12 protein-coding genes and 4 pseudogenes are annotated in these 11,566 nt (G+C 55.0%); all 16 read right to left on the bottom strand.

The window, feature by feature from the left end; translation table 11 throughout:
- Positions 1 to 177 (bottom strand): annotated as a pseudogene (locus BFF42_RS02920) (phage minor tail protein L); the annotation flags it as partial.
- Complete coding sequence (locus BFF42_RS02915; protein WP_000847315.1) at positions 177 to 506, bottom strand: phage tail protein; 330 nt, start codon at positions 504 to 506, stop codon at positions 177 to 179. The gene BFF42_RS02915 and the pseudogene BFF42_RS02920, both read right to left, overlap by 1 nt.
- Positions 503 to 3,114 (bottom strand): annotated as a pseudogene (locus BFF42_RS02910) (phage tail tape measure protein). Before BFF42_RS02910 ends, BFF42_RS02915 begins: the two are co-directional and overlap by 4 nt.
- On the bottom strand, positions 3,095 to 3,508 hold the full coding sequence (locus BFF42_RS02905) for a phage tail assembly protein T (protein WP_000533443.1): 414 nt from the start codon (positions 3,506 to 3,508) through the stop codon (positions 3,095 to 3,097). Before BFF42_RS02905 ends, BFF42_RS02910 begins: the two are co-directional and overlap by 20 nt.
- A gap of 22 nt (positions 3,509 to 3,530) precedes the next feature.
- Positions 3,531 to 3,926: pseudogene (gene gpG / locus BFF42_RS02900) on the bottom strand (phage tail assembly chaperone G); the annotation flags it as partial.
- A gap of 13 nt (positions 3,927 to 3,939) precedes the next feature.
- Positions 3,940 to 4,692, bottom strand: a complete 753-nt coding sequence (locus BFF42_RS02895; protein WP_039059160.1) for a phage tail protein — start codon at positions 4,690 to 4,692, stop codon at positions 3,940 to 3,942.
- Between the two features lie 7 nt (positions 4,693 to 4,699).
- Complete coding sequence (locus BFF42_RS02890) at positions 4,700 to 5,095, bottom strand: phage minor tail U family protein (protein ID WP_000683079.1); 396 nt, start codon at positions 5,093 to 5,095, stop codon at positions 4,700 to 4,702.
- Positions 5,092 to 5,667, bottom strand: a complete 576-nt coding sequence (locus tag BFF42_RS02885) for a phage tail protein (RefSeq protein WP_000975010.1) — start codon at positions 5,665 to 5,667, stop codon at positions 5,092 to 5,094. The genes BFF42_RS02890 and BFF42_RS02885 overlap by 4 nt, the downstream gene beginning before the upstream one ends.
- Before the next feature lie 15 nt (positions 5,668 to 5,682).
- Entirely contained in the window at positions 5,683 to 6,036 is a 354-nt protein-coding gene (locus BFF42_RS02880) for a head-tail joining protein (RefSeq protein ID WP_001204570.1), read from the bottom strand.
- Entirely contained in the window at positions 6,029 to 6,412 is a 384-nt protein-coding gene (gene gpFI, locus BFF42_RS02875; protein ID WP_000201502.1) for a DNA-packaging protein FI, read from the bottom strand. Before gpFI ends, BFF42_RS02880 begins: the two co-directional genes overlap by 8 nt.
- Before the next feature lie 51 nt (positions 6,413 to 6,463).
- Positions 6,464 to 7,492 (bottom strand): major capsid protein, encoded by a 1,029-nt coding sequence (locus tag BFF42_RS02870; RefSeq protein ID WP_000522592.1) that lies wholly within the window; start codon positions 7,490 to 7,492, stop codon positions 6,464 to 6,466.
- Positions 7,493 to 7,549: 57 nt separating this feature from the next.
- On the bottom strand, positions 7,550 to 7,897 hold the full coding sequence (locus tag BFF42_RS02865; protein WP_000256820.1) for a head decoration protein: 348 nt from the start codon (positions 7,895 to 7,897) through the stop codon (positions 7,550 to 7,552).
- 36 nt (positions 7,898 to 7,933) lie between these two features.
- Complete coding sequence (locus BFF42_RS02860; RefSeq protein WP_073692874.1) at positions 7,934 to 9,439, bottom strand: S49 family peptidase; 1,506 nt, start codon at positions 9,437 to 9,439, stop codon at positions 7,934 to 7,936.
- Positions 9,429 to 10,211: pseudogene (locus tag BFF42_RS02855) on the bottom strand (phage portal protein); the annotation flags it as partial. The pseudogene BFF42_RS02855 and the gene BFF42_RS02860, both read right to left, overlap by 11 nt.
- Positions 10,212 to 11,004: 793 nt before the next feature.
- The gene (locus BFF42_RS02845) at positions 11,005 to 11,286 is read right to left on the bottom strand and encodes a hypothetical protein (protein ID WP_000140265.1); all 282 of its coding nucleotides are present in this window, start codon (positions 11,284 to 11,286) and stop codon (positions 11,005 to 11,007) included.
- Positions 11,287 to 11,410: 124 nt separating this feature from the next.
- On the bottom strand, positions 11,411 to 11,566 hold a 156-nt coding region (locus tag BFF42_RS02830; protein WP_001392677.1), incomplete at its 5' end, for an IS3 family transposase.

The following is an 11,566-nucleotide window of genomic DNA, read 5'->3' as shown; positions in this document are numbered from 1 at the left end:
GTATGCCTCATACTTACGCCCCTGCCAGGTGACCGGCTCCCCTTTTTCATTCAGCTCATTACAGAAAAAATACCGCTCACCACCCTGCACCGTCAGGTCGATTTCCCAGAGTACCACCCGCGGTGACTGCTCTGACTTAACCGACTCGTTCAGCCTTTCTTCGCGAATATCCTGCATCAGTTCACCACCTGCTTAAACTCCGCGCTGAACTCAACGCGCAACATCCCGACCCGCGCAGACCACCCGGCACAGGTCACCTTTATCTGCCGGTATGCATAAGGCGGTGTCCACAGAAACGCCTTCCAGCCACCGTGCTCTGCCAGGAATTCCTCCAGATGCCGGGCTTCCTCCCGGGTCACGGAAAGCGTCACCCGGTATGTTTTCAGGTCAGCACTCAGCCCTGCCGCCATACGCTGCGAATAGCCGTCACCAAAACGCACTTCACGCACCGATGGCCGCGAGTTCACCTCCATATCCGGTTTCACTTTCCAGCGAAAGGTTTTCATCGCCCGCTCCCCGATAACAGACCGCCATCACGCAACTGCAGCCGGAGCTCATCCTGCGCACCTTTACGGGCCATCTCATACACCGCTTTCATCAGCTGCGGCCCTGCCTGCCCGTTGGGCCGTCGTTCTGAATCACCACGTGATTGTTCTGATTAAAATTAATGCCTTCGGCCCGCCGCATCTGCGCCGGACTTCCGGCACCGCCGACATAACCACCTTCCGCATACCCGCGCATCAGACGATACAGGTTGCCGACACCAATCCGGCTGGTCGCCTCCTTCGTGAAGACAAACTCCCCGCGATGGACAATCCCCGCAGGCTCATATTTGCCGCCCGTCCCCGTAAATCCTCCGGTCGCGAAATGGAAGTTCGCCGCCGCAGCCTGAATGGCCGTCCCCGTGGAAGCGGATGCGCCACCACCGAAAGCACCACCAATGGCGCTGCCGATACGCCCGACAATCCCCACCATCGCCTGCTTCAGAAAAATCTCTGTCAGCATGGAGAGCACGGAACGGGTGAAACCACGCCAGTTCTGTTCGCTGCCGGTCAGCATCGCCGCCATATTCTGTGCAATACCGTCAAAGGTCTGCGTGGCCACACTTTTTACCTGCGAAAAACTGTCCGTCGCACTTTCCGCCCACTCGCCCCAGCCGGACTTCATCCCGGCCATCCAGCTTCCACGAAGCTGCTCCTCCGCAGACCAGGTGTTCTTCAGTGCAGATGTGGCCTTCGCCAGCGCAGCCGGATTATCACCGTACACCTCACGAAGGCGCTGCTCTTCCGACTCCCGCTGCGCCTGACGGTCGGTGAGTCCGCGGGCTTTTGCGCTGATTGCCGCCTGCTTCGCGCTCTGCTGCTGTTCAAACCGCGCCGCCTGCTGTGCCAGCTCATTCAGCCGCTTCTGGTGTTCAATCTTGTCTCCCAGCTCAGCCAGCTGGCGTTTGTACTCCAGCGTCTCTTTCTCATGAGCCAGCAGGGATTTTTCCTGCCAGGATAACTGCCGTTTCGTGGCAGCCTCTTTCAGGACCGCATACTGACTTTCCGCCTTCCATAAATCACGGCGCTGCCGGCTGATTTTCTCATTCGCACCGCTGTGTTTTTCCAGCGTCCTGAGCTCAGCTTCAAGGGCAAGCAGAGCCTCTCTTGCCTGCTCCTCTTCCCTCTCCCCGGCAGAGCGCGTTTTCGGTGATGTATGCTTTTTACCTGTCAGCTCTTCAGCCAGACGGCTGACGGCTTCCTGCTGCCCAAGACCTTTGCTGACGCCTGTTGCACGCGAGCGGTTGATGTACCCCATTTCCCCCTGGCGTATACGCGCATCCCGTTCCGCAATGGATTTTCTCAGCGCCAGTTCATCGCGTTTTGTTTTCTCAATAAATACGCGGTTCTCTTCTGCCAGTTCACCAAACAACGCACCAACGCCGGGCACATTCTTTGTCGTTTCCCAGGCTGACTGAATAAATTCAGCCAGCGCCAGATCCCCCTGCACAAGCAGCAGCTTCACCTGTTCAACGGTTCCGGCCACCACGTCAGTGATCAGACTGAGTGCCCCCAGTGTATGATCACCTATCCATGCCCATGCGTCAGAAGTCCAGGTTTTAACATCGTCCCAGATTTTTTCCACCGGCGTGGCCGCTTTATCAAGTTGCTCCAGACGTGCATTCATGACATCCGCAAACAGGGACATCGCCTCCGTCACCGCAGCCTGTTTACCTTTCGTGCGCTCAAGCTCATCAATATGGCGTAACTGGGAAACGCTCAGGAAGTTATACTGCTGATTCAGGGAGGCCAGCGCCTTCACCGGATCTGCTGCAATCCCTTCAAAGGCTTTTTCCACCTTCCCGGCATCGTCCCCCACCGTCTGCAGCCATCTCTGAGAGGTTTCCCCCATGATCCGTAGCTGCCCGGCGGTATATTTCCCGCTTTCTGCCAGACGGGCCAGATTTTCTGCCGCCTGTCTGATACCACCACCGGCTTCATCGCTGATCACCCCGGCCATTTTCCACAATTCTGCCGTTGTGGTGGCAGCCGCCCCTCCGGTCAGGATCAGTGAACGCAATAAGGCCCGGTCAGCCTGCTCTGCCTGCCAGGCGGCGGCAGCAAGCGCGGCCAGTACGGCAACCCCGCCACCTGCCGCCACACGGACCACCGACATAAATCGTCCCAGCTCACCGGCATTCCGGGCATTTTCAGCCAGTGCATTTGCCGTATCTGACAGCGACTCCTCTGATGATTCAGAGGCATCCCTGATCCCGAGAAGTTCCTCCTTCAGCAGGGTAAGCAGGCTGAGCGGTTCACCGAATGAATCGCTGATCTGCCCCCCCTGCTGCAGCATGATAAGGAAGGGATTCTGACCACCGGCAAGCTGAGTGACAATATCCGTGAACTGTGCGGGCAGTGTGCGCATGGCAGCCTTATACTGTCCGACTGATATCCCGGCTTTTTGTGCAGCCAGCGCCTGTCGGCTCAGCCCCTGTTCAACAGTACTGGCGGTTTTTCTGGCATCCGCCTCCAGACTGGAAAAATGACGGCGTACCCGGGCCATCTGTTCATCAAACCGGGCCGCATCCAGACTCAAATCAATAACCAGATCACCCGCTGGCTGGGACATATCTCACACCTCCGGAAATCCCCGCTGAAGCCATCATTAATGCAACATCATCCTCGCTGACATCCACCACATTCGCAGAAGGTGAAATATCGCGCCCTCCGTCCCCTCCGAACCGGACGCCTCCGGCAACTCCTGTCGCTTTCTGCATCAGCATTTCTTCCTCGTCCGGCATCTCCGTCTGCTCTTCCTCACACGCTGGAGCAAGCAGACTGAAATCCGCCGGATGCATATCCGGATCGCCAAAAAACAGGCTGAGTACGGCGTACATCAGCCCGGAAAAATGAGCGTCCAGTTGGGTATCCTGAAAATAATGCGTGCAGTAAAAACGTCGCCAGTCGGCATATTCGGTGGATGTCATCCCGGCAAGCATGGCGCGCCAGTCGGGTCTCCCCATCTCTCGCGCCAGTTTCAGGACAAGTTACCGGCTCAGTCGCTTCTGCTTTCCCGGTTTGTTCAGGATCGGCATCGTGCCGGTTATCCAGCATACCTGAAAGATAAAGCACCCGGTTCGTTGCCTGATTCAGTGCATCAGCAGGCCATCCCAGCATCACTTCACGGCGGATCTGCTGCATCTCTGTCTCCGGAGAGGCCAGAGTGCCTTTGAGGGAATGGGTATGCCATAGCGACATCGCCACAAGCAGGGATGCCGTTTCCAGATATCGCTGGTTAATGTGCACGACATCATGCTTCGTTGTCTCCTGTTGTTCTGCGTCTGAAACAAACTTTATATAATCAAACCGCTGCAGCGCAGACAATTCGGAAAGCGTGACAGACACACCGTTATATTCAAATTGTTCTGTTTTCAGAAACATGTATTACCTCCGTTTACCCTGCAGCGCCCGCTTCAGTAACGGTGACTTCAGCCACTGCGGCGAACTGACCATTTCCGCTCACCACAAGGATCTGCACCTTACCTGTCGCCACGCCGTTTACCGTAATTGTCATATCTTTCACACTAATGGTGGCTTTCGACGGATCGGCGGAAACCGCTCTGAACGTCTTGTCGGTTGCACTTTCCGGCTCAAAAGAAACCGTCAGGGTGGTTGTTTTCCCTTTTGCCACCGTACCGGATGTCGGCGTCACCTTAATCGCACTGACCGGCGTAATTTTGCTGCGTTCTTCCGCTACAGAAGGTTTACCCACGTTAGTGACTTTCACCGTGCGGGTGATCACTTCTTTCGCCGTCACGGCCTTACCGATACTGCTGACCCAGCCACGAAACACATCCACCGTGCCATTCGGAAAACGGATTTTATAGGCCCGGACATCGCCGCTTTCAAACCAGCCTATAAGCCCTTTCTGGCCTTCCTCTCCCGGTTTCCAGGCCAGCGTAAAGCTGGTATCACCTGCAGATTTCTGCCCCTGCCCGGTCGCGTTCCAGTCCGCGTCTTCATCATCCAGGTAGTTATCATCGTAGGATTCTGCCGTCATCTCGCCCGGCGTCAGATCCTTCACCTTAGCCAGTCGCTGCCAGTCATCGTCTGACAACGGGTTTGCATAAGCATCACCCTTGCCGTTGTAAACCCACAGAGTGGTACCGGCACCTTTTACCGGCTCAAGGGGATTTGGTGTTGCCATATCGTCCTCACATCTCGTATGTAATGGAATAAGTCAGATCTGCAGAACTCCATAACGCCATATCGTCATCACGACGATACTCATAGCCCTGCGTAACCATCGTGGTAATCAGTCCTGCCAGTGCCGGGATCGCAGTCATCGCCGGGTAAATCCGGCTTTCCATCCACTGATCAAGCTCTGAATCCGGTACCTGTGCCGGTAAAAACACCTCAATATGCAGCGTGGCCCGCCAGGTATCTGCATCCAGCTCTTCACCGGTATACTCTGCATCCGTCAGATAAACCGCGATCGCAGGAAAATCCTCTTCGTCAAAAACAACGGGGCGACCATCAAACAGCGTCGCCCCGTGTTCATGCTGCTCGAGTGCATCCAGCACTGCGGCACGAATGTCAGTGTGTTTCATCGTTTTATCGCAATCCTCAGTTGTTGTTTCAGCGCGTATGCCAGTTCTTTAGGCAGGCGTTCACGCCGGATACGGTCAACATTCTCATCAAATGCCTGTTTCAGTGGGGCCGCCATCGGGATTTTCACCACCTGAATGGGAAGGCGATTACGCTTTTTCCTTCCCTTGTCGTCATTGCCCTCCTCATATCTGGCCTGGGGAAGACGTTGCATAACATGCCAGCGCCCATTATTTAATCGCTGGATAAATGCCCGCTGATAACGATGCTGACCGGCTTTGAGTATGCTGTTCGGACGACGTCCCAGCATTCTGATCCCCAACTTAATCACAGGGAGATCACCGCGGTTAACGATAATTCTGGCATTCGGATTTCTGACCGTCGCCCGTTTCAGTCTGGACCGTTCCTTTACCAGTTTCCGTCTCACCCTGGTTTCCCGGGCAACCTGTGACGAAGACTGATTAATCGCCGTTGTGGCCACGCGGTTAATCGTCATTGCTGAAGCCGCCGGAATGGCGTTTTTACGAACCCGGCTCAGATTATCAATCGCCTGATCAAGCCCTTTTATCGCCATAATTTCACCCTGCGTTTATCGTCGCCGGTTAACAGCGGGTGGTTGCCCACGGTTGAGCCAGAGATAACAGCTTCCCCCGTCATCCGGAGAAATACGATCCACCCAGAACATCTCGCCGTTAATGGTCAGCGTGTCACCACGCCGCACGGCACGCACCGTATCCGTCCGCACAAATAATGACGGGCTGCTTCCTTCAATACGGACCCCGCCACCGGCAAAACCCAGCGACTCCGGATCGTCAAAAACCCCCTGAACTTCGCTTCCACGCTGTGCTCCCGAGGTGAACTGCGCACAGAGCCCCATCACTTCAACAATCGTGCTGTCCACCCCGGCAAGGGCAGCATCAAAGGCATTCTGAAAATCACGCATGCTCAGCCGTTCCGTGCTGTATCATGGCTGTCGCCAGTGGTGATGGCACCATAACACGCATGCCCCGGTACGTCAGTTCAACGGGACGGCCTGTCTCCGGGCAATACCCCATCACATGCAGGCATTTCCGCACACGGACCGCTTTAACATCATCCGTAGCATCCGTGTTGTTCAACTGCTCACCATCGTCTGTGTGATTTTGATCAGCCCCGCTCTCATCAGAGTGCATAATGCCCTCCGGGGAAACAGCAAGCTCCTCTTCCCACTCAGACACACGTTGAGCAATATCCGCAGCACTCCCCGACATATCCGCCTCGCGCCCCAGCAGGCCAGCCAGTTGACGAAGACGATTCAGATTTTCTTCTTTTGTTGCCATCTCAGCCTCCTGTGAAAAAAGACACGGGGGCATTTCGCCCCCGCTCACGGATTATTTCACCTGTACCACCACAAACTCATCCGGATCCGGCAGCACCATCAGCGGTGCGGACTGCGTCATGGTGAATTCACGGGCCGGATCGCCCACAGTCAGCCAGTGTTTCGGATAACGGGAAGAGGCCACCACACCTTCGGACAACGCCTGCGCATCCTGAATGGCACCATAGCAACGAATGCCCTCTGCTGCCGTATTCCCCAGGACCAGTGTGCCCTCCGGCAGATAACGTTTTTCGGTACCGTCCTCTGCCACATAAGACGTTTTCGCCACCACAATGGCCAGATCGCCGTAATACCCCTTGAAGGACACCACCGCCCCCAGGTCTTTCACTGCCGTTTCGAGTTGTGAATTTGAGCCGCGACGGGTATCCAGTTTTTCGCGGAACAGCTTAAAGCCATTCAGCAGACGCCAGACCGTACCGTCCATAATGGCGATATTCACAAGGCCGCTGGCCTGATCGCAGTAGAGGTCAATATCATGCGTCGGATCAAACGTATCACGGTCCTGCTCAGACCATTTTTTACCGTCAGCCTGCTCAATGTTATTTCCTTCAGAGCGCCCGAAATCCACCTCGACAGTATCAAACTGATCCCCTTCCATGGTGTATTTGCCATACAGCACGGCATTCACCGCCTGCATTTCTTCCACCTGGACAATGGCGTGCTCTTCCTGTTTGAGGTTATCGGTAATGATACGCAGACGACGGTAGGCCGGGTCGTTCAGCTGAGCCGGATCTTCACCAGGAAGGCGCTCAACCGCCTGCTGGTAATTAAATTCGTGTTTGGGCTTGACGTAGCCCGGACGTAACACGCGGGTTTCACCACCGCGATGGCGAAGCACTTTTCCTTCAACGATCGGGGAGACATAGGCCGCCACCGGCGTTTTTCCGGTAATTTTGTCCAGCATCACCTCTTCGGTGTGGAAATTCACCGTACGGCGGAAAAACAGCTCCAGAAACAGCGCACGGAATTTCACTTTTTGTTCGGTATAACCGAGTAACTGGCGGGTCGTAAACAATCCCATAAATCAGTTCCTTTCATTAAGAAATCAGTCAGGCCAACGCGGTGGCCTGATAACGTGTTACGGCAGCGCCGCGTGACTCAGGGCTGTGCCGGCAAAGGCATTTGCCTTTTTGTGTTCATCCCCACTGTCAGGCCAGCGGATTGCCTCCGTCGCAAAGGTCCCCGACTTGTAATAGGTCAGCACCGTCTCTGTGCCTTCAAGCGGCAGTACCAGTATGCCAACCGCACTACCGGCTTTCTGTCCATCCCAGACCACCAGTTTCCCGGTGGCTTCATCCAGCATCAGGGGCGTCAGAGCCGGTGTTGCCGAGGAAATCCCGCTGCTGCCTGTGGCGGTGTGAGCCGGATCATTACCGGCAAAAATACGTACTTCCGCACGCTGTTCAGTGATGGTTTTCGTCACCATTTTGTTAAAACCTCATATTGATGGTCAGCACTGACTTCATGGCATGGCCATGAGCATTTTCACGTCCGCATCACCGTCTGCTGACGTCTGTGACACGCCACCCCGCACCGCTGCCGGTGAATGATTCGCCATGAAATGTTCAAACAGGGCGGTTGTGGATGCAGAGACCGGTTCGGCCTTACCTGATCCCGCAGCCAGCACAGCCCGGGCGTTCTCCACGGTCATTCCCGGGCAGGCCGCCAGTTTTTCAGCCTGCGCTTCTGCCCCTTTTGCCTCATCCAGGGCCATGATCTGATCACGAAGTGAGGGCCCGGCATCCGCCAGTGGTGCAGCCGCCAGGATCGGGCGGGCTTTTTCCACCGTCATCTCCGGCATCGCCGCCAGCGTTGCCGCCAGTTGTTCACGACCGTTCGCTTCTTCACACGCCATAATGCGATCGGCTTCACTCTGCGCGGATGCCACCGGCTGCTGCGGTGCCGCCGCGGCCAGAATCGCCCGGGCCTGTTCAACGCTCATGCCCTGTTGCCCTGCCAGCATCGTGGCAAGCTGTTCACGTCCTTTCGCTTCCTGGCATGTCAGGATCCCCATCACTCGCTGGTTCTCCTGCACGGCGGCTTCCGTTGCAGTTAATTGCGGCATAGTGCCTCCTCTGACATTACTGTTCAGCGCCGTGGCCATCACACTGATGGCATCCGACGCATTGATTAATTCATCCGCCAGCCCGGCCTCAATGCCGGACTGACCTTCAAAAACAGCGGCCTCTGTTCCCGTGACTGCATCAACAGACAGACCGGTAAACATCGCCACTTTTTCGGCAAACATCCGGCGCGCCGCATCAATCCGCTGCTGCATGTCCTGGCGAACCTCTGCCGGCAACGCTTCAAACTGATTGCCATCCACCTTGTGCGCCCCTGAGTAAATCAGCGTGATATCCACACCGGCCTGCGCCAGATGACCGGCATAGCTGACATGGCTCATCATCACGCCAATGGAACCGATACGGGATGTCTGGGTAACCAGCCGTCGGGAGCAGGCCGACGCCAGCAGCATGGCCGCAGAACAGGCCGTGTCATTACACAGTGCCCAGACCGGCTTCTGCTGCCGGAGGCGGTAAATCATGTCAGCGCAGTCAAACACGCCGGCGGCCTGCCCGCCCGGACTGTCAATGTCCAGCAGTATGCCCCGCACCTGGCTATCTGCCATTGCCTGCTGAAGACAGGTGACAATGCCGTCATAGCCAGTCATTCCGGAAAATGGCCGCATCCCCCCCAGCCGGTGCACCAGCGTGCCGGTCACCGGCAGTACCGCAATACCGTTCACCACCCGGTAAACACGGGCCGGTCGTTTACCTCCGGCCATGTACTCGTCCGTTTCAGCCAGCATCCCGGGAGCATCAAGCTGTACCTGCTGTTGCGGTACCGAAAGACTTGCTGTCCCCATCTCGCGCCCCAGCGCGCAAAAGAAAACCCGCGCATAGGCGGGCTCCAGAAGCAGCGGTTCATTGAATGCTGCTGCAATAATGTGTGAAAGATTACGTCTCACGTGGTGTTGTCTCCTCTTCCGGCCTGCGACTCTCCGCTATCTGCTGCTGATACGCCTGCGCTATCCACACCGGACGTGAGAGTCCGGCTTTTTCCCGCTCTGCAGATTCCCTGACCTGTTGGCAGAAAATGTCCTGATAATCCTCGCCCATCAGCGCCAGCTCTTTCTCATACGTGCTCAGTCCGGCCTCAATGCGCATCACTGATTCCTGAACCTCCTTGAGCCCGTCAATGGCCATTCTTCCGGCTCCAATCCACTCAGCCCGTGACCAGGCTGATCGCGCCTGATAAAAATCAAACCGTGCCCGTGGCGGACGAATAATCCCCCGAAGAAGTGCCTCTTCCAGCCAGCAGGAAAACATCTGCGTGGCCAGCCGGGACGCAATAAATTTTCGCCGCCCCATAAAATAGCGCCACGACTCATTGGCGGATGCGCGGGCACTTGAGTAACTGACCTTCGAGTAATCACGGGACAACTGTTCGTAGGAAACGCCAAGACCGGCGGCGATATACCGCAGCAGCGCCTGTTCAAGCGCCGAAAATCCATTGTCTGAATCCTGCGCGGTCTGAAGTTTCAGATCATCACCGGGGAAAAGGTGCGGAATTTTGACACCGCCCAGCATCACGCTATTCGTGTCATACCAGGTGGAGAACTTATCCAGAATATTAATAAGCGGATTATCCTTCTGCCCCTGCGGCGCACCGGCGATATATTCAAAGGCCTTTTCGGTATCAAGGTCACTTTCAATCGTCGCTGCATACATCGCCTTTATGAAAAGACAGGAAAAAATAAAATTTAAAAACAGTACATTACGAATGCTCAGACCTATCGTTTAAAGGAGTCGCAATACACACTGCAATACACGATTATTTATAAGATGAGCGGCATCCGTCATAAAGCTGGTGGATGCTTTTTCTATGCATATATGCACAGTTTTAGTGGGCGTTAATGTCGATATAGGGATCCCCATATCGAGATTGGATACCAGGCTTTTTTAATCAGGCTGGTGGGCTTTACCTGTTTTGTATGAGTGGTCATCATGACCATGTCATAACAAAAACCCCATATTCGTGGTTTTTCTGTGTCGGGCTATTCTGTCGTTGCTGTGCTGATTTGGCTGGTGGGCTGAATCATCATTACGGCGATGCAGCTATGTAGACGTTCCGGCCTCCTCAAATTGAGGATTGTGGAAGAATCAATGGGTTAGTCTTACTTTCCCGACATCCCCCAATGGGGGGTTTCGAAACAATCAATAGCTTAGGCTTACTTCCCCGATTTCCTGCATTGCAGGTTTTCGAAATAATCAATGGGTTAGGCCATCGTGCAATTTTGCACTTTGCCAGCCAGCGCAATGTCGCGTTATCAGTCCTCAGATGTGAGGGATGTAGCCAGCTTTTCCCCCAGTGGGGGATATCCAGCACCGACGGCTTAACTGTGCGTGCCAGCACAAGGTAGCCTTGAACTACTTACTGCATCCCATCTTACAGGCCGTGCCTTCCTGCTTAACTTTTTGCAATGCAACAAGTCAGCCAGCGCAATTTTGCGTTATCGGGAATATCAGCAAGTTACCGCCGCAATCGTTCCGGCTTCTTCCACTGGTAAGTATTTTTCGCGCTCTCCCTCCGTTGTTGAGAACGGCGACGATATGCCAGCAACTCAAGGACTCTTGTTCGTATGTTGCGCATATCCACGCCGTTAAGCTCAATACCGTCACGGCGCATCACCTCAGCCACTACACGCACATAATTATCTGCGGTCACGCTGTCCGGCTGCGTGGCCTGTTCGTCATGCTGCTTGCTGATTCCACAAGCACGGCGGATTAATCGCAGTATTTCGGATTCAGTCATAGCGTACTACGTTACTTATCTTTATTCGGCTGCAACTTATCCGGTACGTTTCCGGCAGTTTCCATCAGATAATCGGACAGCTGAGGTGTACTGGCAATAGCGGACACTACCATTTGTTCTTTTTTTAAGCAGCCATCTGATGATATTTTTCCCTGAAGGCTGCCGGGGAGATATTCCCCAGACGAGAGTGACGACGCTGACGATTGTAGAAAATCTCAATGTATTCCCGTATTACTGAGATGGCTTCATCCCGGTTATTAAAACGATAGTGGCTCAGGCT

This window comes from Shigella sp. FC1661, assembly GCF_001712525.1.
GTDB lineage: Bacteria > Pseudomonadota > Gammaproteobacteria > Enterobacterales > Enterobacteriaceae > Escherichia > Escherichia coli.
Note: the sequence above shows the minus strand (reverse complement) of the source record. Positions and strands in the feature narration are given on the sequence as shown.

Coding starts and splice junctions, on each gene's coding strand:
- BFF42_RS02880 (WP_001204570.1), bottom strand. CDS start 6,036: ATGCGTGATTTTCAGAATGCCTTTGATGCTGCCCTTGCCGGGGTGGAC.
- BFF42_RS02865 (WP_000256820.1), bottom strand. CDS start 7,897: ATGGTGACGAAAACCATCACTGAACAGCGTGCGGAAGTACGTATTTTT.
- BFF42_RS02885 (WP_000975010.1), bottom strand. CDS start 5,667: ATGGCGATAAAAGGGCTTGATCAGGCGATTGATAATCTGAGCCGGGTT.
- BFF42_RS02870 (WP_000522592.1), bottom strand. CDS start 7,492: ATGGGATTGTTTACGACCCGCCAGTTACTCGGTTATACCGAACAAAAA.
- BFF42_RS02895 (WP_039059160.1), bottom strand. CDS start 4,692: ATGGCAACACCAAATCCCCTTGAGCCGGTAAAAGGTGCCGGTACCACT.
- BFF42_RS02915 (WP_000847315.1), bottom strand. CDS start 506: ATGAAAACCTTTCGCTGGAAAGTGAAACCGGATATGGAGGTGAACTCG.
- BFF42_RS02905 (WP_000533443.1), bottom strand. CDS start 3,508: ATGGGGAGACCCGACTGGCGCGCCATGCTTGCCGGGATGACATCCACC.
- BFF42_RS02845 (WP_000140265.1), bottom strand. CDS start 11,286: ATGACTGAATCCGAAATACTGCGATTAATCCGCCGTGCTTGTGGAATC.
- BFF42_RS02890 (WP_000683079.1), bottom strand. CDS start 5,095: ATGAAACACACTGACATTCGTGCCGCAGTGCTGGATGCACTCGAGCAG.
- gpFI (WP_000201502.1), bottom strand. CDS start 6,412: ATGGCAACAAAAGAAGAAAATCTGAATCGTCTTCGTCAACTGGCTGGC.